Source organism: Intestinimonas butyriciproducens, from assembly GCF_016901775.1.
In the GTDB taxonomy this organism is placed as follows: Bacteria; Bacillota; Clostridia; order Oscillospirales; family Butyricicoccaceae; genus Pseudobutyricicoccus.
In genome coordinates this window covers 80,664-102,640 of sequence record NZ_JACJKW010000006.1, presented here as the reverse complement: position 1 = coordinate 102,640, position 21,977 = coordinate 80,664, and the positions used below count along the sequence as shown (strand labels likewise).

Genomic DNA, 21,977 nt, shown 5'->3' with positions numbered 1-21,977 from the left:
CAAGATGAAGACAGACGGCATTCTTTTTGATCTGGACGGCACTTTGTGGGACGCAGTGGAGGGGATCCTGACGGCCTGGAATCAGGTGATCGCAGCCCATCCCGATCTGCGGGGGCCTTTGGAGTATTCGGAACTTCAGGGCTATATGGGCTTGCCTATGGATGAGATCGCCCGGCGGATGTTCCCTATGTGCCCGGAATCGGAGCAGCAGCGGCTGCTGGAAGAATGCTGCCAGGTGGAGCATCAGGTGTTGGAAAAACGGGGCGGAACGCTCTATCCCCAGGTGGAGGAGACCTTGCAGGTCCTCAGCCGCAAGTTCCCCCTCTTCATCGTCAGCAACTGTGAGGATGGGTATATCCAGTGCTTTTTCCGCTCCATGGGTCTGGAAAAATATTTCAAGGACATTGAGTGCTTCGGGGCCACCGGCCTTTCCAAGGGGGAGAACAATAAGCTCATCATCCGCCGCAACGGACTGAAACAGCCGGTGTATGTGGGGGATACCCAGGGGGATTCCCATGCGGCCCGGCAGGCAGGCATTCCCTTTGTGTTTGCCCGCTATGGTTTTGGAGATACCAAAGATTATGATACTGCCATCGATCACTTTGCCCAGCTTGTGGAGCTGATGGAGGAAATATAGCACCAAAAGGCCCGCTCCCCGGAGCGGGCCTGGGCGTGTCGAAAAAGTGGCTTTGCCACTTTTTCGAGTTTTTGCAAGGGCCTGCATGCACGCCTTTGGCGCACACTTGTCCCTTGAGAGGTGCAAAAACCGACGCACAGGTCGCCGGTTTTTGCAGATTGATGAGGGATAGAGCGAAAGGGCCTCTCATGCGACAAAGGTTTCTCGACAGGCTGAAGCCCGCTCCCCGGAGCGGGCCTTTTGGTTATTGGTTGGATTCCTGAAATGCGCTTTTCTGCCATTTTTTCATCCAAAGGGCATACTGGGGTAAAGCCCGGAGAAAAGCACATTCCGGATCTTCTTCCACTCCCTTTACCATCATGCGCAGCATCATCTGCTGGCCCTTGCCGGCTCCTTCCTTTTCCGGCAAGTGACAGTAGAGGGGGGAGGCGGCAAAGGGAGCAGGGCGGTGTATGCTCTGGAAGATTTCCTCCAGCAAAGCAAGGACACGGGGGCCATCCTTTTGCAGAAGGGCCAGCTGGAAAGGAAGAGAAAGACGGGAAGCGGCAGGAAGGTGGAGAGCCTCCGCAGTACCTTGGGAAGCGGCGGCAAAGGCTTCGGCCCGATCCAGGTCCTTTTCTTCTGCGGCCAGATCCATCAGGTGGCTCAGCACCTCCAGAACGCCGTTTCCCCGGATCCACAGCTCCTGCTCCAGCAGCGTCCATGCAGCGGCGATATCCCCTTCCTTCCGGGCCAGGGAGGCCTGGAGAAGCTGCTTGTTTTTGTGGGACTGGGGAAGCTGCTTCAGCAAAGGTCTGGCCTGCTCCAGCTGACCCTGAGCAATATAGCGGCCGGCCAGAAGCGCGCAGGCCCATTGGCCGATCTGGGGATCATGGCTGTTTGCAGCCCGCTCATAAAGCTGTAAAACCTCCTGGTGGAAGGGTTCGGCTTCTTCTTTCTTTGGTGGGAAAAGATTCAGAATCCCCTCCAGCAATGGAGCCATGGTGTAGGTCAGAAGATCACAGGAGGGAAATTCCTGCATCTTTTCCCGGGCCAGCTGGAATGCAGCGGCACAGCTCTGTTCCTGGGCCACCATGGTGACTTGTTCCGAGAAGCGGCCGATTTCTTCCGGCGTCAGGTCCTCCTGGAAGGAAAGCAAGGTGTTCAGATCCACGCCCAGTATCCGGGCCAGGGCGGGAAGCAGGGTGATATCGGGATAATTCAGCCCTTTTTCCCATTTGTTTACCGCCGGAGCGGAGATCCCCAGAAGCTGGGCCAGGGCCTCTTGCGTCAGTCCCTGGGCTGTGCGGCGGGTGCGGATGATTTCGTTGATTTTCATAAAGCTCCCTCCTTTGGCTCCATCATAACAGAGGGGCATCGGAGACGCAACGGAGGGGTGCGACAGAAAAAGGGCAAAAAAATAACCCCTGGTTAAGGGGAAAATACAATTAAAAATGCCCAGACGCTATTGCATCCGGGCATTGGTGGGAGAGGACGGATTCGAACCATCGAAGCGAAACGCAACAGATTTACAGTCTGCCCCCTTTGGCCACTCGGGAACTCTCCCATATGAAATTGGAGCTGGTGGACGGATTCGAACCCCCGACCTGCTGATTACAAATCAGCTGCTCTACCAGCTGAGCTACACCAGCTTGTTTGCCACCACATCTGGCGCGAGATATAATATACCACAGTTTTTTCAGCTTGGCAAGAGGTTTTTGTAAAAAAGTTTGAGAATTTTTTTGCTTCTACTCCTGGTCAGGAGCCATCTTTTCCAGGGACTCGGACACATTGTGGAGCACCGACAGCAAAGCGGGGGCCAGATTGGGATATTCCTGGCTCAGGCCGTCGATGGACAGATCGGGGAACTCCAGCGGCTGACGGCTGTCCTGATTGGAGGAAGCCAGAGCACGCAGGCGGTATTCCCGCATTTTCATTTCGGCATCGCACAGATCGGAAAACAGATGGGCGGGCACCGGGAACATGGTGTCGGAATATTTCCCCGAGATCATATACACATAGCGATAGGCCTTGTAGACGGCAACGGACAGATAGGCGGAAACATCGCCGATGAGGCCCTTGTGGCCTACCTTGCCCAGAATGTCCAGCAGAATGCCGGAGGAATTGACCAGCAGCTTCTTTTGGAGCATGGCAGAAACACTGCCCCGCAGCACATTGCCCTTTTCCTCCGAAAGGTCCCCCAGCTCTTCCACCGAGATGGCGGCCCCTTCCCGGGACATGGTACGGCCCAGCAGATAGTCGCAGGAAACGCCATAGAAATCGGCAGCCCGGACCACAAAGCTCAGTCCCGGCTCCCGTACGCCGTTTTCATAATGAGACAGCAGCGCCTGGGAAATGCCCAGTGCCTCGGCTGCCTTTTTTTGGCTGAGTTTTTTCTCCTGCCGCAAAAGCGACAGCGTCCGGGGGAAATCGGTAACCATGTGGCCTCTAACCTCACGAATGAATTTGTAGAATGTGTAAAGAAGTAAAGATACTTGCTTATAGTATAATCCGATGAATACCCTTTGTAAAGGTGCATTTTGTCACAACTATGGGTAAAAAAGAGAAAAATCACAAAGCAAGGCGAAAAAACACCCCCGGGGAACAAATATTTTTCCCCTCGCCGTTGCGCAACCGGCGGGGATGTGTTAAATTATAGAGAGGAAACAAACAATTTGTCCCCATGGAACAAAGAACAAAGGAGATAGAGAACAATGGCCAATGTGATCATCGAAACCTCTGCAAGACATCTGCATCTGAGCCGCCAGGATCTGGACACCCTCTTTGGCGCCGGCTATCAGCTGACCCCCAAAAAGGACCTGAGTCAGCCCGGCCAGTTTGCCTGCAACGAGAAAGTCAAGGTGGAAGGACCCAAGGGTTCCCTGAACATGAGCATCCTGGGGCCGGAAAGAAGCGCTTCCCAGGTGGAAGTTTCCTTCACCGATGCCCGCGCTCTGGGCATCCAGGTTCCCGTCCGTGAAAGCGGCGACATCGAAGGCTCCCCCAGCGTCAAGCTGGTTGGTCCTGCCGGCGAAGTCACCATTCCCTGCGGCGTCATCGCTGCCAAGCGTCACATCCACATGACTCCCGCCGATGCCGAGCAGCTGGGTCTGAAGGACAAGGATGTGGTCAGCGTCAAGACTTCCGGCGAGCGTTCCGTCGTCTTTAACGAGACCGTGGTGCGTGTGTCCGACAAGTTCCTGCTGCGTATGCACATCGACACCGATGAAGCCAATGCCGCCGGTATTTCCGGTGAGGTGGAAGGCGAAATCATCCGCTAACAACCGAAACAAAAAGGGCCGGGGCGCAGGCAGCGTCCCGGCTTTTCTTTTCGGGGGTCTTTACAGTCCGTTCATTGACGAAGCCCGCTCCGGGTGGTAAAATAAATTGATTATGGGAACATCCGTCTTTTTATAGGGAAAGAATGGATATTCCCGGCGGAAGAACGCCGGGAGAAAATGGAGAAAACTGGAATCGAGAGGAACAGAGTTATGTGGTCTGCCGATGGCTGGAAGGAATATGAACTGCTGGATTGCGGCGGTGGAGAACGACTGGAACGATGGGGGGAGCATATCCTGATCCGTCCCGACCCCCAGGCCATCTGGGACAGAGGCGGGCATCCCCTGTGGGAAAAGCCCGATGCTGTCTATCACCGCTCGGACAAGGGCGGCGGCCGGTGGGAGATTTTCCATCTGCCGGAGAGCTGGCGCATTCACTATAAAGATCTGACTTTTCAGATCAAGCCCATGAGTTTCAAGCATACCGGTGTCTTTCCCGAGCAGGCGGCCAACTGGGATTTTATCCGCCGCCAGGTGGCGGAGAGGAAAAAGAAAAAGCCGGTGAATGTGCTCAATCTGTTTGCTTATACCGGAGGAGCCACCCTGGCTGCCGCCTCGGCGGGAGCCAGCGTCTGCCATGTGGACGCATCCAAGGGCATGGTGGCCTGGGCCAGGGAAAATGCCCGTCTGTCCGGCCTGGGCGAGGCTCCCATCCGCTATATTGTGGACGACTGCAAAAAATTTATCCAGCGGGAAATCCGCCGGGGCCGGAAATACGATGCCATCATCATGGACCCGCCCTCCTACGGCCGGGGCCCTTCCGGGGAGATCTGGAAGTTTGAAGAGAGCATTGCGCCCTTCCTTCAGCTGTGCATGGAAGTGCTCACCGACGATCCCTTGTTTGTCATCATCAACTCCTATACCACCGGCATTTCCCCTTCGGTGCCCGTCTATCTGCTGGGCATGACCATGGCCCGCCGCTACGGCGGGGAAGTGGAGGGCGGCGAGCTGTTGCTGCCGGTGACCCAGACCGGTTTGGGTCTGCCCTGCGGCCATACCAGCCGCTGGATCGCCCGGTAAGGCCGGATAAGGAGGACTTTTTTCAGTGGAACAGATCATTCAGGTCAAAGACCTTTCCTTTGAATACCGGAACAGGGAGGATCAGCCCGACCTGCTGGCCCTGGACGGGGTGAACCTGGAAATAGCGCAGGGGAGCTTTGTGGCGGTGCTGGGCCACAACGGTTCAGGAAAATCCACCCTGGCCAAGCACATCAACGCCATTTTACTGCCCACCCAAGGCCAGGTGCGGGTGGCCGGCATGGACACCCGGGAAGAAGACAAACTCTTTGATATCCGGGAAAAGGCAGGGATGGTGTTCCAGAATCCGGACAACCAGATCGTGGCCACCGTGGTGGAAGAGGATGTGGCCTTTGCTCCGGAGAATCTGGGACTGCCCTCCCAGGAGATCCGCCGCCGGGTGGATGCGGCTCTTCGGGCCGTAGGTATGGAGAACTTCAAGCGCAGTGCTCCTCACATGCTCTCCGGCGGGCAGAAACAGCGGGTGGCCATTGCCGGTGTGCTGGCCATGGAGCCGCAGGTGCTGGTGCTGGACGAGCCCACTGCCATGCTGGACCCGGGAGGACGGGCTGAGGTGATGAACACCATCCGCCGTCTCAACCGGGAAAAGGGAATCACTGTGCTGCTCATCACCCACCATATGGACGAGGCCGCCCAGGCCGACCGGGTGGTGGTGATGGAGGACGGTCATGTGGTGGGCGACGGCCCGCCCCGGAAGATCTTTGCCCAGGTGGACAAGATGCACCGGACCGGCCTGGGAGTTCCCCAGACGGTGGAAGTGCTGGAGGAGCTGAACCGGAAGGGCTGCTCCCTGCCCATCGACGCGCTGACGGTGGAAGAGTGCGCCCAAAGACTGATGGCCTTTTTGGAGGACTGACCTGTGGAAGAAATTTTGCGAGCCCAAGGGCTCACTTATGTATATAGCCCCGGCACCCCCTTTGAAAAGACGGCGGTGGACAATGTGAACCTGTCGGTAAACAAAGGGGAATTTCTGGCCCTCATCGGCCATACAGGCTCGGGGAAATCCACTTTGATCCAGCATTTCAACGCTCTTTTGAAGCCCACCCGGGGCCAGGTGTTTCTCCATGGCCGGGATATCTGGGAGAGCAAGGAAGTGACCCGCAAAGCCCGGTTTCAGGTAGGGCTGGTGTTCCAGTATCCGGAGCACCAGCTTTTTGAAGAGACCATCGAGGCCGATGTGTCCTTTGGTCCCCGGAACATGGGCCTGGAGCCGGAAGAAGTGCGCCGGCGGGTGGTGGAATCCCTGGCCGCCTGCGGCATGGGAGAGGATATGCTGCAAAAATCCCCCTTTGACCTGTCCGGCGGACAAAAGCGCCGGGTGGCGCTGGCCGGTGTGCTGGCCATGGAGCCGGAAGTGCTGGTGCTGGACGAGCCGGCGGCCGGGCTGGACCCTCGGGGAAGGGACGATATTTTCCGCTTTATCACCGAATATCATGAAAAACACGGCACCACAGTGATTTTTGTCACCCACAGCATGGAGGATGCCGCCCGCCTGGCCAGCCGCATCGTGGTGATGCGGGACAGCCATGTGTTTATGGACGGCACGCCGCCGGAGATTTTCTCCCGGGCGGGAGAATTGCTGGAAGCCGGACTGGATGTGCCTCAGATCACCCGGGTCTTTTTGAAGCTGCGGGAGATGGGCGCGCCGGTGCGGGAAGGGGTCTACACCGTGGAGCAGGCCGCTCAGGAGATCCTCCGGTGCAAAAAGGAGGGCATATCATGCTGAAAGACATCACCCTGGGCCAGTATTTCCCGGTGGAAAGCCCGGTGCACCATCTGGATGCCCGCACAAAGCTGATCCTCAGCTTTGCCTTTATCATTGTGCTTTTTCTGGCCCACGGATTCTGGGCCTATGTGCTCTGCGCCGCGGGAGTCATTGGAGTCACTCTTCTCAGCCATATCCGTTTTCGGATGCTGCTCAAAAGCCTGAAGCCCATTGCCTTTCTGGCGGTGTTTACCGCTCTTTTGAATATGCTTTACACCCCGGGACAGATTTTGTGGGAGTTCTGGATTTTCCATATCACCAGAGAAGGCCTTGAGACTGCCGTTTACATGGTGGTGCGCATCATGCTGCTGGTGGCCTCCACTTCTCTTCTGACCTATACCACCTCGCCGGTGGCCCTGACCGACGCCATTGAGAATCTGTTCCGTCCCCTCAGCCGGATTCATCTGCCGGTGCATGAGTTTGCCATGATGATGACCATCGCCCTGCGGTTTATTCCCACCCTGATCGAGGAGACCGAGAAGATCATGAATGCCCAGAAGGCCCGGGGTGCCGATTTTGAAAGCGGCAACCTGCTCAAGCGGGCCAAGGCGTTGGTGCCGGTGCTGGTGCCTTTGTTTGTGTCGGCGTTCCGCCGGGCCGATGAGCTTTCGGTGGCCATGGAATGCCGTCTTTACCGGGGCGGCAGCGGCCGTACCCGGCTGAAAGAGCTGAAAATGGGGAAAAATGATGGAGCGGCCTATGCCGTGACCTGTGTGTTTTTTGCTTGTGTATTTGTTTTGACAAGGATGCTGCCATGAAAGAGATCAAAGAGAGAAATATCGCCTTCCGCCTGGCTTATCTGGGCACCGCCTATCACGGCTGGCAATACCAGAACAACGCCATCACCGTGCAGCAGGTGCTCCAGCAGGCCATCGGCAAGGCCACAGGCTGCCAGGTCAGCCTGTCCGGCGTGGGACGCACCGACGCCGGTGTCCACGCCAGAATCTATGTGGCCAATGCCCGTATGGCCACCAGTATTCCGCTGGATAAACTGCCTTTGGCTATCAGCGCCTATCTGCCGCCGGATATTTCGGTGAGCCGGGCGGTGGAAGTGCCCTGGGATTTTGACGCCCGCTTTCAATGTCAGAAAAAAGAATATACCTATCTGATTCACAACAGCCGGGTGCGGGATCCCTTTTATCACAACCGGGCCTACTTCTGCCCCTCCCGTCTGGATTATGATGCTATGGCGGAAGCGGCGCCCTATTTTGAGGGGAAACAGGATTTTGCCGCCGTGCGCAGTGAGGGAACACCGGTGCGAAGCACGGTGCGCACCATGTATTATTGCTGCACGGAGAAAGAGGGGGATCTGATTTCGATCCGTGTGTGCGCCGACGGATTCCTCTACAACATGGCCCGAGCCATTTCGGGAACGCTGCTCTACTGCGGGCTGCACAAAATTGAGCCCCGGCAGATCTCGGAGATTCTGGCTTCTCGGGACAGGGAGCAGGCAGGCCCCACGGCTCCGGCCTGCGGCCTTTATATGACGGCGCTGACCTATGGGATGGAGGAACTGGATGGCAGAGCGTGAAAAAATGCCGCCCGAGAAAAATAACATTACCAAATTCCGTCAGGACCGGCGGGGACAGATCTGCGGCCTGTTCAAAAGCCTGGCGCTTTTGGGGCTTTTGTGTTCCATGGTCTATTGCGTCTGGAATTACCATGAACAGCTTACCCTCAGCAGCCTGCGGCGGATGGCGTCCTATTTTTCCGCTGTGTGGGCTTCGGGGGATGCGGATTTTGCCGGTTATACCTTTGAAGACGGCATCGAAAGCGTGTATGACGAGTTTGGCAATGGCCTTGTGGTGCTGGGGGGCGACACCCTCAGCTTTGTCAGCACCCAGGGCAAAGAAGAACTGAGCATTCCCCTGCAATATTCCTCTCCGGCCCTCAGCGTGGTGGAGGACAATATGCTGGCCTATGACCGGGGCGGCCATGGTTTGTGCCTCACAAACCGCTATACTGCCCTGTGGCAGAAGGAACTGGAGTCGGAGATCATTTCGGCTTCGGTGAACCAGAACGGCGCCTTCAGCGTGGTCACCGACGAGCAGGGCTACCGGGCTGCGGTGACTCTCTACGACAATCAGCAGAAGGAGCGTTTCCGCTGGAATACTTCGGAATATTATATCCTGCTGTCCTGTGTCTCGCCGGATTCCCAGCATCTGGCTGCCTTGTGCATGAGTGAGGAAAACGGCAAACGGGTATCCATGATCCGGGTCTTTTCCATTCATCAGGAGCAGCCGCTGTTTGACCTGCCTTTGGGAAGCATGACGGTTTATTCCATGGAATATTATGAAGATGACTCTCTGATGATCGTCACCGACCAGGGAGTGTATTCCTACGACGACCAGGGACAGGAGCGAGGCGTCTTTTCCTATCCGGAAGGGTCTTTGGTCACCTTCAGCCACAAGATGGGCCAGCGGCCTGTGGTGGCGCTGGAGACCGGCGACCAGCAGGAACGCACCCAGGTGGTGATGGTGGGGGAGAACGGCCAGACGGTGTTTGAAGCCCGGTATTCTTCGGCCGTGCGCTCCCTTTCCGCCACCGGGGATCACATCGCCATTTTGCTGCGGGATTCCCTGGTGTGCACATCCATCATTCCCGGCGCATCGGCCCGCCAGGTGCAGGAGATCACCGCCCGGGATGTGATCCAGCGCAGGGACGGGGATGTGATGCTCATCTATGCCGACCGGGCGGAGCTTTTGGATAAGGACGCCGGAGAACAGATAGACCGGGAGTGACCCGGCGAAAGGACAGTCCATGATCGATTTGATTTTTTTGGTGCTCTTTTTGCTCATGTGTTTCTGGGGCGCCCGCAAGGGCATCCTGGGAGCGCTGATGGGGCTTGTGGGCAGCCTTTTGTCCTATGTGGGCGCGCGGATGCTGGTGCCGGTGCTCACCTCCCCCATTGCGGAACTTTTGCAGCCTTTGGTGGGGAAAGTCCTGGAGAAGGCGGCAGAAGGGCAGCTGGAAGCGGCCGGAACCACGGTAGAGGAAAGCATCCGCAACCTTCTCAGCGCTGTGCACGCTCCGGAAAGCCTGATGGAAGCGGTGCACAGCCAGGTGGAAAACGGCGGCGGGGAAGTGCTGGAGGCCGCCATACAGACGGTGAGCCAGAGCCTGGCCCCTGTGATCGCCTTCTTGGTGGGTTTTGCGCTGTGTAAGCTGGTGCTGTGGCTGCTGGTGCGGGTAGTGGGAGGCACGCTCCCCCTTTTCCGCACCGTGAACCATGGGGCCGGGCTGTGCCTGGGCGCTTTGGGCGGAGCTGTGATGATCGCCCTTTTGTGCCTGGGGCTGCGCACCTTTGCTCCGGAGGGAGTGGGCGGCTTTTTTGCCCAGGAGTCGCTGGCAGAAAGCAAAGTAGCTTCTTTTGTCTATCAGATCTTCCCGTAAGGGTAGATCTTTTGGGATTGATTCCCCTTCCAGGCCGGTCCGCCCGGCGGCCGGAAGGAGCAAACCAAGACCGGGTGGAGAAATGGATGGAATAAAAACGCCATGAATATGCCTCTTTGTTCCAGGTGCAAAAAGAATGTGGCCGTTATCTATATCACCCGGCTGGAGGACGGCAAGGCCCACAACGAGGGCCTTTGCCTCAAATGCGCCAAGGAGCTGAACATCAAACCGGTGACCGACATGATCGAGCGGTTCGGCATCACCGACAGCGACATTGAAAATGTATCCAAAGAACTGGAGAACACCAACCCGGAAGAGCTGATGCAGGGGCTGTTCAGCTCCTTCCAGATGCCCACCGGGACGGAGGAGGAAGGGGAAGGAGAGGAGGAGCCGGACGAGGAAAATTCCTCTCAGGTGCCGGTGATTCCTTTCTTTTCCATGCGCTCCCAGGAGAGCAGCGCCAAGCAGGAAGAAGAGCCGGATAAGCCGGAAAAGCCCCGGGGCAAGAAGCGGGAGAAAAAGAAAAAATTCCTCAGCAATTACGCCGCCGATCTCACCCAGAAGGCCCGGGACGGAGGGCTGGACCGGGTGATCGGAAGAGAGAGCGAAATCGAACGGGTTATTCAGATTCTCAACCGGCGGCAGAAGAACAACCCCTGTCTCATCGGTGAGCCTGGCGTGGGCAAAACCGCCGTGGCCGAGGGACTGGCCCAGAAGATTGCCCAGGGAGAAGTGCCCTATAAGCTTCAGGACAAGGAAGTCTGGCTGCTGGATATGACAGCCATGGTGGCAGGCACTCAGTTCCGGGGCCAGTTTGAAAGCCGGATGAAGGGACTGATCGATGAGGTCAAGCGCCTGGGCAACATCATTCTGGTCATCGATGAGGTGCACAATCTGGTGGGGGCAGGGGATGCCGAAGGCTCTATGAACGCTGCCAACATTCTCAAGCCTGCTTTGTCCCGGGGAGAGGTCCAGGTGATCGGCGCTACCACCTTCAAGGAATACCGGCAGCACATCGAAAAGGATTCCGCTCTGGAGCGCCGGTTCCAGCCGGTGACCATTGCCGAACCTTCTTTGGAACAGACGGTGGAGATCATCAAAGGAATCCGTCCCTATTATGAAGAATTTCACGGGGTGAAGATCGGCGATGAAGCGGCCCGGCAGGCGGTTTATCTGTCGGAGCGGTATATCAACGACCGGTTTTTGCCCGATAAGGCCATCGACCTGATTGACGAAGCCTGTTCGGAGATCAACCTGAAAAACAAAGACATCAATGAAAAAGCCCAGCTGGAAGAAGAGCAGAGCACTCTTCAGGAAGAGCAGGAAGAACTGATGCAGGATCCGGAGGAGACCGGGGCGTATCAGCGCCTGGCCTATCTGCGCAGCCGGCTGCTTCAGATCGATCAGCGGCTGACAGAGTTGGGGGACAATCCCACCCCTCAATTGACAGTGGATGATCTGGCCCAGGTCATTGAGCTCTGGACCAAGATCCCTGCCAGCAAGGTGAAACGCCAGGAGTTTGAAAAGCTGATCTCTCTGGAAGAGCGGCTGGGCAAAAGGGTCATCGGCCAGGATGAGGCCATCCGGGCGGTGGCCGCTGCCATCCGCCGCAGCCGGGCGGGGGTATCGCCCAAACGGAAACCGGTGTCTTTTATCTTTGTAGGCCCCACTGGCGTGGGTAAAACCGAGCTGGTCAAATGCCTGGCCGCCGATTTGTTTGATACGCCGGACGCCCTCATTCGCCTGGATATGAGCGAATACATGGAAAAGCACAGTGTGTCCAAACTGATTGGCGCCCCTCCGGGATATGTGGGCTATGACGAGGCCGGACAGCTCACCGAGAAGATCCGCCGGAGACCCTATTCGGTGGTGCTCTTCGACGAGATCGAAAAGGCCCATCCCGATGTGCTCAATGTGCTGCTGCAGATCCTGGACGATGGGGTGGCCACCGATGCCCAGGGCCGGAAGGTGTCTTTTGAAAACACCGTCATCATCATGACCTCCAATGCAGGTTCTGACCGGAACCAGGGGGCCATGGGCTTTGGCGGCACGGTAACCCAGCAGAGCCAGGAAAAGGCCATGAAGGCCCTGCAGGAGATCATGCGGCCGGAATTCATCAACCGGATCGACCAGGTGGTGGCATTCAACCAATTGACCGAGAAGGATTTCGCCGCCATTGCCGGGATCATGCTGGGAGACCTGAAAGATACTTTGCAGGGCAACGGCATTGATTTGAAATTTGATGATTTACTGGTTGACTTTTTGGTGAAAAAGTCGTATTCTATAAAGTACGGAGCGAGAAATCTCCGCCGGTTCATTCAAAAGGAGATCGAAGATCGGGCAGCCAGCGCCATCATCAGCGCTTACCAAAATCCCATCACCAGCATCTCCCTTTCCTCCGATGGGGAGCAGATCCTCATGGAGTGTCATTAGCCACAAAAGTCCCCGGCCCGGCAAAAAAACCGGGCCGGGGCATGAAAAAGACCTTGACAAATCTCGGAGAACATGATATACTCGTTAAGCTGATTACTTTGCGGGTGTAGTTCAATGGTAGAATTCCAGCCTTCCAAGCTGGCTACGTGGGTTCGATTCCCATCACCCGCTCCATTCGGGTGGCTATGGCCGCTATCGTATGTGCCCGTAGCTCAGCAGGATAGAGCAACTGCCTTCTAAGCAGTAGGTTGGGGGTTCGAGTCCCTCCGGGCACGCCAGGATATATGGTGGGTGTGGCTCAGTTGGTTAGAGCACCAGATTGTGGCTCTGGGGGTCGCCGGTTCGAATCCGGTCATCCACCCCATATCTTTTTTCTTTTCCGTACCATCCCGAAAGGCACATCGCAAAGGTTTATACTGGGATGTCGCCAAGGGGTAAGGCACGGGACTTTGACTCCCGCATTCGTAGGTTCAAATCCTGCCATCCCAGCCAATATGACCCATTAGCTCAGTAGGCAGAGCACCTCCCTTTTAAGGAGGGTGTCCGGCGTTCGAGCCGCCGATGGGTCACCAGCAAAAACCCTGCAACCTCAATGGTTGCAGGGTTTTTTTGTTGTTTTAATCTTTTGAATTTGATAGTAACTTGTTAGTAACGGCAAAAGAATCTACTGCATGAACGAGGGATTCTGGGTCAAAATGGTTGTAAAAATTAACCGTTGTGGAGTAGTCGGAATGGCCCAGGATTGCTTGAAGCATTTCGGGAGATAAGCCCTCTTTGATAGCCCGGGTGGCATAGGTGTGCCGGGTGGAATGAGGGGATTTTTTTTGATTTTGAGTTTTTTCAACAGCGGATAATATTCTCTGTTTCGGAAGTTATCGGCCACCCGCTGGCCGGAGTAGCCGGAGAGAAGCAGGGGGCCTGTGGCAATGGCCGCAAAGTGGGCAAAATAGTCCCGGGCCTCCGGGCGAATGGGAATGATGCGGTTTCGGCCGGCATCGGTTTTTGATCCGCCGATCACATAAGTCTGGTGATAGCCGGACAGAGGAAGAGAAAACAGCTCACCGATTCTCATACCGGTTCCAATCAGCATGAGAATTATTTTGGCAGCATCGCTTCCTTCTTTTTTCAGTTTTTCAATATCAGCTTGGGAAAAGATCTCTTTTTCCTTCTTTACTTGATCGGGAAGAGAAATGAATTTGGCAAAATTCGTAGTTGCAATTTCTTCCCGGATTGCAAAAGAATACATCTGTGTGAGAAGCTGCTTGTATTTGGAGAGAGTGGTGTGGGATTTTTCCAATGAGAAAAGAAGATCTCCTGGAAATCGGAAGTTCTGAGATCACGGAATTTGGTATCGTGAAGGGAAGAAAAAATCTGAAAGGAGTTTTCATAGGCTTCCACCCCTTTGGGGCCAATGGTCTTGAAATGTTCGGGGCTCCATTGGGCATAAACTTCAGCAAAAGTCATATTGAACCGATCTGAGAGAGAAACCCCGGACAGCCTTTCCGATGCCTGCAAAGCATCGGTTTTTTTCTCATAATATCCAATAATAACTCTATTTTTGGCGGCCACCCAAGGGCGTTTGCGATGGCCGGAAAGTTTATAGACGGTACCGGAGCCATTGGGCCGCTTGAGAGGTTTTCTTTTTTGTGGGATTTGCTTTTTTCCACACATATGGCAGAAGTTTGCCCCTTCGGGAAGAGAGGCACCGCACTTTATACACAACATAAAGCATCCATGTGCCGAGCCACATCCACGGAGCGTACCACGCCTCTTTTCTTTTGGCAACCAATCCACCATCCAAGCCCCACTCTCCCGCAGGAATTCTCCGTCATGGGTGATAACCACCACACATAGCCCCTGCTCCGCCAACTCCCGGAGGCGTCGGCTCACCTCCAGCATGTGGCCATAGTCAAGTCCGCTGGTAGGCTCATCAAAGATCAGCAGTTCCTTTCCGCTGAGACAGCCGTCAGCAACGGCCAGTCTCTGCTTCTGCCCGCCGGATAGGGCCATGGGGTGAGTATCCGCATACTGAGCCAGATCCATTCGGCCCAAGGTTGTCAAAGCCTCCTGCTCTGTGGCCGTATTTCCCAGCCGGACTTCCGCCAGCACGCTGTCTCCAAAAAGCTGGAGGTTCACATCCTGCATGATCAGAAACGCCTTCCGCCTTCTTTCCGTTCGGCGCAGAGGCTTTCCGTCCCAAAAAATTGTACCGCTTTGTTCCTTCATCAAACCGCACAGACACCGGGCCAGGGTGGTCTTGCCTGCCCCGTTTTGGCCGGTAATTGCGGTAATTTGCCCTCTGGGCGCATGGAAGGATACGCCCTCCCATACAGTCGCACCGTGATAGGCCGCCCGCAGCTCCCGCACCGTCAAGCCGTCCGCTCCCGCCGCTGTGCTTGACCCAGGTGCGGACACCGGTATCTCCGCAATGCTTCGCAGTCCCATGGAGCGGCGTTCCTCCTCGGGCAGAGCGAGAAAATCTTTCCCGTAATATTCCCGTTCCAGCTGCCCGCTCCGCAGATAGAACACCCGATCAGCAAGATCGGCAGCGTACCAAAGGCGGTGTTCTGCCATCAGCACGGTCTTCCTGGCCTTTTTCAGCTGTTTCAGAATCTCCCGGAGCTGGCGGATACCCTCCCCATCCAGATTGGAGGAAGGCTCGTCCAGTACAAACAGCTCCGGCCCCATGGCCCAGGCGCTGGCGCAGGCAATGCGCTGTTTCTCTCCACCGGACAGAGCAAAAATGCTCCGCTCCAGCAGCGGCCCCACTCCGCAGACTTGGGCGGCGGATTCCAGAGCCTGTGCCATTTCATCGTGGGACGCTCCACGACTCTCCAGCCCAAAAAGTACCTCGCTGGTGGTGTCCAGATTGAAGAACTGGGACTTGGGGTTCTGAAACACCGAGCCCACCGTCCGCGCCAATTCCCACAGCGGGGTCTGTGCCACATCCTGGCCGCCAACCATAACAGTTCCCGCCAGCGTCCCACCTCCAGTATGCTGAAGCAGGCCATTGACGAGCTTGATGATTGTGGTCTTGCCGCAGCCGCTCTCACCGGTGAGCAGGATAAGTTCCCCCGGTTTCACAGAAAAGGTGCAGTCCCGAAGGCTTGGCGTCTCCTTGCCCTCATAAGCATAGGTCACATGGTCAAAGATAATCATGGCAACACCCCCTTGCAGCAGATCCCGCCCACGCAGAGGGCCAGAAACAGTAGTGTGACCACCACATCCTGGATGTGAAATCCGATGGGCCGCCAGGAGGACATCTTTCCTGGGAATTCGATGCCCCGAGCGGTGGCGGACTCGCTGAGTTCTTCTGCTGTCTGGGCTGCCCCCATGAGCATTGGTACATAAATGCACTCCAGTTTCTCCTCAAAGCCACGGATATTTCGAAGGGCCATGGCATCCCGGATATGGCGCAAATCCTGCCGAAGTGCAGGCAAAAAGCGCAGCGTCACCGCAAGGGTAATAGAAAAACTCCGGGGAGCGCCCATCCTCTCCAAAGCAGCCATGAACTGGCTGACGCTGGTGGTGGCAATCAGATAGGCACCGCCGGCAATGCAGGGGAACACCAGAATGAAGTAGGTCACCGTAGCAAAGACCGTAGCCAAAGAGCCGGGCAGCAGCGGTAACAGCCAGTATTGTATCGCCAGGATAGCCAGATATGTCGCCAGCAGCCCTGCCAGCATGGTACCTTTCCGTTCTACCAGAAAGAGAATCAAATAGGCTACCATGACACTGAGCTGGAAAACCGCAGGGCTCCAGGTGAACACCACCACATTGGCCAACAGCCAGATCAGGATCTTGGTTCGAGGATCAAGAAAAGAAGGGCGAATATTCTTCCTCATTGGGCCAGCCCGGCCTTGACAAAATGCTTACGCATGAGCTTCATACCCAGCAAGGCCCCCAGAACAGAACCCACCAGAATGCTCAGTACAATGACCCCGAACACCGGCCAGGTCAGCAGGCCCTCCATGGTGGCCATATAGCCAGCGTCCATCATCTGGGCGGCATACTCCAAATAGCTCTCTTTGGTAAACCAGAGGGGCAGAAAGTCACCGATAAAGCCCAGATTGAAGCAGAAGAAGCCCAGCATCAGCCAGCCTTTCTTCCGGAACTGTCCAGCCCGCAGGCACAGCTCACACAGAATTCCTCCCACCAGTCCCGTGATGGGGAACATCCAGGTAGCAGCCACCAGCACCACGCCGGTGATCAGGCTGGTGAGAAGAAAGGGGCCGTTTTTCCGCACTTTGGCCACCATCAGCATGAACACCGGTCCGATCAGAATGGCATCAATAAAGTGGGTAGCAAACCATACATAGGGGCTGACACCGCCCACCAGCATAAAAAGAAAGCGGATTGCTATGCATACCGCCCCCAGTGCGCCGGCGGTGATGGCATCTTTGGCAGTCAGTTTGCGTTTTCCCTGTTCCAATGATTGAGACATATTTCATTTCCTCCTGTCAGTAATCGTTAGACATTGCTAACCATAAGACAGGATAACATAGCTGCTTGTCTGCCACCAACTCCATACAGGCGTTTTGGCTCCAAACAGCACTCAGATTCAGAGCATTCATTGACGGCTCGTCGCCGGTCCGGTACAATCAAAGCCAGATCAAGTAACGGAGGCGCTGCTCATGTCCAATATAACGCAACTTTTTGATGCCAGCCGTTTCCCAGGCGATGTGAAGGTTCGAGCCAATGGCAAGGCTACGGTGATGACCCGCTGTGGTTCAGAGAACGGAAGCCTGCGACTGTTTTCTTTGTGGGAGGGCGCAATTCTTTCCTTCAACCGGATCTATACCCAGGTCTGGCCTCTGGCGCAGAACGAGGCAGCCAACATCCTGCTGCTGAACTTCTGCCAGAAGGGGCGCTGTGAGGTGGTGCTGGAGGATGGACAGTTTGCCTTTCTCTCTCAAGGACACATGGCCGTAGGAACCCAGCAGGCGCAGGAGGAGTATCGCTACCCCAGCGGTCTCTATGAGGGTATCGAGTTGTTTTTGGATCTGGATCTGTTGGCCCATCGTCCCTATCCACTGTTTCAGGAGGGGGAAGTAAGCCCAGAGGGGATCATGGAGCACCTGCATACCTTCCGCCGACTCTATTTGGGACCCACGCCTGCCTGTGTACAGACATTGCTGGATGACCTGTGGCAGCTTCGAGATTCGGAGGAAGTGGGACTGCTGAAACTTCTCTCCGCCCAGCTGCTTTGGAAGGTAGAACGCCAGCCTCTTGAAACCAGTCCCACAGTCCGCTATTTTACCAGCTCCCAAGTGGCCATCGCTAGGGAGACACGGAACATTCTGTGCGCAGACCTGAGCCAGAACCATACAGCGCGGGAACTGGCGGAGCGGTTCCAGGTGGCCGAAACCAGTCTTAAGAATTACTTCCGCGGTGTGTTTGGAGAAAACCTCTCCACATTTTTACGAGAGGTGAGGATGCGCCGGGCAGCAGAATTGCTGCAGAGCAGTGAATTACGAGTGGCGGAGATCGCAGCACAGGTAGGCTACGAAAATCAGAGCAAATTTGCCGCAGTTTTTGTTCGGCACTTCGGCTGCCCGCCGCTGGAGTATCGCCGCAGGGCACACCTTTCGATTGCTGATGACAATTAGAGTCCATGTACAAGGCGTGGCTCTTTTTGCAAAGGACGCTACCACTGCTGGCTCTCTGTGACAGCAGACGGGCAGGTTCATCTGACGAATCCGCTGATGGATTTTCTTCGCATTACCCCAGGGCTACGGCTCTTATCCATCCGCAGCAGCGACATTGCCTTTACCATGGGCGCCAGAGGGCCGCTTCTGGAAAAGGCGGATCGCTATAATGGCGTGATTCCGGAATTCTGAATTATGACAATAGGAGAAGAAGGGATCGTTGTCAGTGCCGGGGAAGCATCTCCACTTAATTGGACAGTCTTTGCTCAGCTGCCCACATAGCGGCATATTTTCCACCTCTGGCCAGCAGCTCCTCATGAGTGCCGGACTCTGCAATGTTCCCGTCTGCTACCACCAGGATCTGATCCGCATTTCGGACGATAGACAGGGTATGTGCAATCATGACTACTGTCTTCCGCTCAGACAAAAGCCCCAGGATCGCCCGCTTGACCGCCAGCTCGTTTTCAATGTCCAGAGAGGCAGTGGCTTCATCTAACAGCAGGATGGGGCTGTTTTTCAAAATAGCCCGGGCGATGGACAGACGCTGACGCTCCCCGCCGGAGAGAAAGTTTCCGTTTTCCCCAATAGGGGTGTCATAGCCATGCTCCAGCTTCTGTATGAAGCCGTCACATCCAGCTGCACGGCAGGCGGCCTCCACCTCACGGTCTGTGGCCGAGGGGCGGGCATGGCGGATATTCTCCCGAACTGTATCGTCAAAGAGGAACACCTGCTGATCCACCATGGAGATCTGCTCCAGCACCCGTTCTGCCGCCACGGTCTCAATGGACTGCCCTCCGATGGAGATGTCGCCGCTCTGCGGTTCGTAGTATTTGGCGATCAGATTGAGAATGGTGGATTTGCCGCAGCCGGAGTCTCCTACAATGGCGGTGAGCTTTCCTGCCGGCGCCGTAAAGGACAGCTCCTTCAGCACCGGCTCTCCCGGCACATAGGAGAAGGAGACCGAGCGGAAGGTGATGTTCTGCTCAGCAGGATGGAAGGGCGCCATGGAACCTCTCTCCTCCGGTTCCGCCATCACCTGGAGGATATTGTTCTTGGAGACCATCAGGTGCTTCCATTCAAAGAGATCGATGGAAATGGCAGTGGTAAGCTTGGTCAGCAGAATGGGCAGCATGGAGACCATGAGATAATCCACATTGCTCAGCGTACCGGCTGCCCAGGGACCGGCTGCCAGTGCCATGATGGCCGGTACACTGCACCAGCTGAGAATGTTATACCCGAAGCCAATAGGGATGCCCTTTGCCTCGTACAGATAACACACCCGACTGAACCTCCGCATCGCCTCGGTAGTGGCCTGATTCTGGACACCACCCATATGATAGGCACGGAAGGTCTGGATACCGTCGATGTACTCCACGATGCTGCTGACCGTCTCGGCGCTGACCTCATGCTTGGCCACGCCGTATTTGGCAACAACGCGGAAGGAAAGCCACAGATTTGGGATCAGCCCCGCTACCACCAAGAAAAGAATCAGCCCCGCCGGCAGATACACCTTGCATACAAAGCCTACCAGCATGGCGGCCAGCACCGCGTTTTTGGTGATGTTGCCGCTGGAGTGGGTCAGGATCTTCTCGTATCTGCCCACATCGCTGGTCATGGTATTCACATACTCTCCCACCTGTCCCTGGGTGAAGCGGGAAAGAGGGATCTGTTTGAGCTTGTCACCCAGCCGAAGCCGCAGCCCTTTGGAAACAGCAGCTCCGCCCAGTTGAACCTGCGTGTAACCGGCGGCGTAAATGACCAGTCGAATCAGGAAGATGCCCGCAAGAAATGCAGTCAGCAGCCCGAGCCGCTGCGCGCTCAGGTTATCCTCAGACAGCCCGGACAGAACCATATAAATGGACAAGTAGCTGCACCCGGACAGCAGCCCTTCCACTACCGTGAGGATCACACCGAAATAGAAGGCCCGATTTTTACGGAACACATTTGCCTCACGCATGCTGCACACCCCCTTCTACGGAATAGGCAATGGCACGGGCAGCCCGGTAATCCGCCCAAGCCCTGCGGTAGTATTCATTTTTCTCCAGCACCTCTTCATGGGTACCACAGCAGGTAATGGTGTTGTTCTCCACCACTGCCACCTTGTCGCACAGCTTGATGGCGCCCAGCCGGTGGGCCACGATCACGACTGTCTTGCCCCGGCACAGGTTTTCAATGGCCCGGTCGATCTCCACCTGGTTTTCCGGATCAGCCGCTGAGGTGGCTTCATCCAGGATCAGAATGGGGGCGTTTTTCAAAATGGCCCGGGCGATGGCAATGCGCTGCCGCTCCCCACCGGAGAAACGGGAGCCGAAAGTACCCACCTTGGTTTCATAGCCCTGGGGCAGCGATTGGATGAAATCATCGATCTGCGCCAGCCTGGCAGCCTCGCGCACCTGCTCCAATGTTGCTCCCGAGTTCATGCGGATGTTTTCCAGCACGCTGCCCCGGGTCAGAAAGGTCTTTTGGAACACCAGGGAGATATGGTCCAGCAGGTCTTCGTAGTCCAACTCCCGCACATCTCTGCCGCCAATGCGGACCGTTCCCTGGGTCGCATCGTAAGAGCGGGCCATCAGCTGGATCACGGTGCTTTTGCCTGCACCGGACACCCCCACCAGCGCAACCTTTTCCCCCTGCGCCACAGTGAGGGAGCAATCCCTGAGCACATCGGTCTTTCCATCGTAGGAAAAGGAGACATGATCCAAAGTAATGCCACAGGTCTCCGGAAAGGCCGCGCCGCCGGAAAAGGTGGGCAGATCCAGGATCTCCTCCACCTTTTTCACGCCGGAAAGCGCCTGAGCAAAGGTGGTGGCCAGTTTTTGCAGGGGCAGGATCTCGGTGAGATACATCCCGCCCACATAGGCAAAAAGCAGAAATACGCTGCCGGTAACGCTTCCCCGGAGGAAAAGCAGGCCGCCTACTGGAACCATCAGCACCATTCCGCACTCCACCAGCAGCAGAAAGGCGGCATAGGGCGGAGCCGTCTTGTGTGTGACCAGGTTCCAGATCCGGTTCTCCTCCTCAATGGCATGGGAAAACTTCTGGAAGGAGCGGCTGCCCATGTTATACGCTTTGATCAGCCGCATACCGGAGATGTACTCAATCATCACGGAATTAAAGCCTACCAGGGAGCGGTTGACATCGGACAAGACCCCCTTCATTCTTCGGAAGATGACCGCCATCACAATGCCGGCCAGGGGCAGCGGGATCAGGGAGACCAGGGCCAGAGGGGCATTGACGGAGAGCAGATACAGGAAAATCACAACCGGTCCTGTGAGATAGGCCACAAATTCCGGCAGGTTGTGGGCCAGAAACAGTTCCAACTTCTCGATGTCCTCATTGAGAACGGTCTTGACCGCGCCTGTGCTCCGCTCGTCCAAGGCTCCAAGAGACACTTTGGCAAGATGCTCCGTTACCATGCACCGCACTCGAAACAGCGCCCCATAGGCTCCCTTGTGAGACAGCACGCCCGAAGTACCCAGCAGCACCAGCCTTCCCACGGTGCCCGCCGTGACCAGCAAAGCGCAGTCGGCGATCACTGCTTTGGTACAGGCACCGGAGAGCACCGCATCCATCAGCCGGTAAATGCCGATATACGATGTGATGACCAGAATACCGCTGCCAAAGGCACACAAAACGGACAGGATCAGCCATTTCCGCTCCGGCCCGGCCCACTGCAGCAGCCGCATCACCGGTGATGGCCGTTTTTCTTTCATCGTCTGTTCCTCCTTCCCCCGGCTTGACGAGAG

20 protein-coding genes and 7 tRNA genes are annotated in these 21,977 nt (G+C 56.2%); 17 read left to right on the top strand and 10 right to left on the bottom strand.

The features are described 5' to 3' along the window. Window positions 1-4: 4 nt before the first annotated feature. The gene (locus H6A25_RS04675) at window positions 5-637 is read left to right on the top strand and encodes an HAD family hydrolase (protein WP_204750832.1); all 633 of its coding nucleotides are present in this window, start codon (window positions 5-7) and stop codon (window positions 635-637) included. Between the two features lie 244 nt (window positions 638-881). On the opposite strand, the gene H6A25_RS04670 is transcribed toward H6A25_RS04675, so the two are convergent. From H6A25_RS04670 to H6A25_RS04655, 4 genes are all read right to left on the bottom strand, one after another. Then, window positions 882-1,955 (bottom strand): helix-turn-helix domain-containing protein, encoded by a 1,074-nt coding sequence (locus H6A25_RS04670; protein ID WP_204750831.1) that lies wholly within the window; start codon window positions 1,953-1,955, stop codon window positions 882-884. A gap of 143 nt (window positions 1,956-2,098) precedes the next feature. After that, a tRNA-Tyr gene (locus H6A25_RS04665) sits at window positions 2,099-2,183 on the bottom strand. Between the two features lie 9 nt (window positions 2,184-2,192). After that, window positions 2,193-2,268, bottom strand: a tRNA-Thr gene (locus H6A25_RS04660). Window positions 2,269-2,364: 96 nt separating this feature from the next. Further along, window positions 2,365-3,057: a helix-turn-helix domain-containing protein gene (locus tag H6A25_RS04655; protein ID WP_204750830.1), complete on the bottom strand. Its 693-nt coding sequence runs from the start codon at window positions 3,055-3,057 to the stop codon at window positions 2,365-2,367. A 273-nt stretch (window positions 3,058-3,330) separates the two neighbouring features. On the opposite strand from H6A25_RS04655, the gene H6A25_RS04650 reads away from it, so the two are divergent. The 14 genes from H6A25_RS04650 to H6A25_RS04585 all read left to right on the top strand — a co-directional run bounded on the left by H6A25_RS04650 (window position 3,331) and on the right by H6A25_RS04585 (window position 13,155). Next, a complete protein-coding gene (locus H6A25_RS04650; protein WP_204750829.1) occupies window positions 3,331-3,897 on the top strand; it encodes a PduL/EutD family phosphate acyltransferase in 567 nt (188 codons plus the stop codon). A gap of 210 nt (window positions 3,898-4,107) precedes the next feature. Next, complete coding sequence (locus H6A25_RS04645) at window positions 4,108-4,974, top strand: class I SAM-dependent methyltransferase (RefSeq protein WP_204750828.1); 867 nt, start codon at window positions 4,108-4,110, stop codon at window positions 4,972-4,974. Between the two features lie 25 nt (window positions 4,975-4,999). Then, a complete protein-coding gene (locus H6A25_RS04640; protein ID WP_204750827.1) occupies window positions 5,000-5,848 on the top strand; it encodes an energy-coupling factor transporter ATPase in 849 nt (282 codons plus the stop codon). A 3-nt stretch (window positions 5,849-5,851) separates the two neighbouring features. Continuing rightward, window positions 5,852-6,718 (top strand): energy-coupling factor transporter ATPase, encoded by an 867-nt coding sequence (locus H6A25_RS04635; protein ID WP_204750826.1) that lies wholly within the window; start codon window positions 5,852-5,854, stop codon window positions 6,716-6,718. Next, window positions 6,712-7,515 carry an energy-coupling factor transporter transmembrane component T family protein gene (locus H6A25_RS04630; RefSeq protein WP_204750825.1) on the top strand — a complete coding sequence of 268 codons (804 nt, stop codon included), beginning with the start codon at window positions 6,712-6,714 and terminating at the stop codon, window positions 7,513-7,515. The genes H6A25_RS04635 and H6A25_RS04630 overlap by 7 nt, the downstream gene beginning before the upstream one ends. Beyond that, window positions 7,512-8,288 carry a tRNA pseudouridine(38-40) synthase TruA gene (gene truA / locus H6A25_RS04625; RefSeq protein ID WP_204750824.1) on the top strand — a complete coding sequence of 259 codons (777 nt, stop codon included), beginning with the start codon at window positions 7,512-7,514 and terminating at the stop codon, window positions 8,286-8,288. Before H6A25_RS04630 ends, truA begins: the two co-directional genes overlap by 4 nt. Next, window positions 8,275-9,498, top strand: a complete 1,224-nt coding sequence (locus H6A25_RS04620) for a DUF5711 family protein (protein WP_204750823.1) — start codon at window positions 8,275-8,277, stop codon at window positions 9,496-9,498. The genes truA and H6A25_RS04620 overlap by 14 nt, the downstream gene beginning before the upstream one ends. A gap of 19 nt (window positions 9,499-9,517) precedes the next feature. Then, window positions 9,518-10,150: a CvpA family protein gene (locus H6A25_RS04615; RefSeq protein ID WP_204750822.1), complete on the top strand. Its 633-nt coding sequence runs from the start codon at window positions 9,518-9,520 to the stop codon at window positions 10,148-10,150. A gap of 102 nt (window positions 10,151-10,252) precedes the next feature. Beyond that, the gene (locus tag H6A25_RS04610) at window positions 10,253-12,583 is read left to right on the top strand and encodes an ATP-dependent Clp protease ATP-binding subunit (RefSeq protein ID WP_204750821.1); all 2,331 of its coding nucleotides are present in this window, start codon (window positions 10,253-10,255) and stop codon (window positions 12,581-12,583) included. Between the two features lie 100 nt (window positions 12,584-12,683). Beyond that, window positions 12,684-12,757: transfer RNA gene (locus H6A25_RS04605), tRNA-Gly, on the top strand. Window positions 12,758-12,784: 27 nt separating this feature from the next. Next, window positions 12,785-12,861: transfer RNA gene (locus tag H6A25_RS04600), tRNA-Arg, on the top strand. Window positions 12,862-12,870: 9 nt separating this feature from the next. Continuing rightward, a tRNA-His gene (locus H6A25_RS04595) sits at window positions 12,871-12,947 on the top strand. A gap of 53 nt (window positions 12,948-13,000) precedes the next feature. Next, window positions 13,001-13,075, top strand: a tRNA-Gln gene (locus H6A25_RS04590). A gap of 4 nt (window positions 13,076-13,079) precedes the next feature. After that, a tRNA-Lys gene (locus H6A25_RS04585) sits at window positions 13,080-13,155 on the top strand. Window positions 13,156-13,200: 45 nt separating this feature from the next. Here the strand turns inward: H6A25_RS04585 and H6A25_RS13160 are convergent. The 4 genes from H6A25_RS13160 to H6A25_RS04565 form a co-directional block, all read right to left on the bottom strand. After that, entirely contained in the window at window positions 13,201-13,440 is a 240-nt protein-coding gene (locus H6A25_RS13160; RefSeq protein ID WP_204750859.1) for a tyrosine-type recombinase/integrase, read from the bottom strand. A 313-nt stretch (window positions 13,441-13,753) separates the two neighbouring features. Further along, on the bottom strand, window positions 13,754-15,742 hold the full coding sequence (locus H6A25_RS04575; protein ID WP_243423234.1) for an ABC transporter ATP-binding protein: 1,989 nt from the start codon (window positions 15,740-15,742) through the stop codon (window positions 13,754-13,756). Beyond that, window positions 15,739-16,428, bottom strand: coding sequence for an energy-coupling factor transporter transmembrane component T (locus tag H6A25_RS04570; RefSeq protein WP_204750820.1), 690 nt, complete (start codon window positions 16,426-16,428; stop codon window positions 15,739-15,741). Before H6A25_RS04570 ends, H6A25_RS04575 begins: the two co-directional genes overlap by 4 nt. Further along, window positions 16,425-17,027 (bottom strand): MptD family putative ECF transporter S component, encoded by a 603-nt coding sequence (locus tag H6A25_RS04565; RefSeq protein ID WP_087414897.1) that lies wholly within the window; start codon window positions 17,025-17,027, stop codon window positions 16,425-16,427. The genes H6A25_RS04570 and H6A25_RS04565 overlap by 4 nt, the downstream gene beginning before the upstream one ends. Window positions 17,028-17,217: 190 nt before the next feature. Between H6A25_RS04565 and H6A25_RS04560 the strand changes: the two genes are divergently transcribed. Then, entirely contained in the window at window positions 17,218-18,192 is a 975-nt protein-coding gene (locus H6A25_RS04560; protein WP_204750819.1) for a helix-turn-helix domain-containing protein, read from the top strand. Between the two features lie 57 nt (window positions 18,193-18,249). Beyond that, window positions 18,250-18,423, top strand: coding sequence for a hypothetical protein (locus tag H6A25_RS04555; protein WP_204750818.1), 174 nt, complete (start codon window positions 18,250-18,252; stop codon window positions 18,421-18,423). Between the two features lie 55 nt (window positions 18,424-18,478). Here H6A25_RS04555 and H6A25_RS04550 read toward each other — a convergent pair whose 3' ends face one another. Next, window positions 18,479-20,188, bottom strand: coding sequence for an ABC transporter ATP-binding protein (locus H6A25_RS04550; protein WP_204750817.1), 1,710 nt, complete (start codon window positions 20,186-20,188; stop codon window positions 18,479-18,481). After that, window positions 20,181-21,944 carry an ABC transporter ATP-binding protein gene (locus H6A25_RS04545; RefSeq protein ID WP_204750816.1) on the bottom strand — a complete coding sequence of 588 codons (1,764 nt, stop codon included), beginning with the start codon at window positions 21,942-21,944 and terminating at the stop codon, window positions 20,181-20,183. The genes H6A25_RS04550 and H6A25_RS04545 overlap by 8 nt, the downstream gene beginning before the upstream one ends. Between the last annotated feature and the right edge of the window lie 33 nt (window positions 21,945-21,977).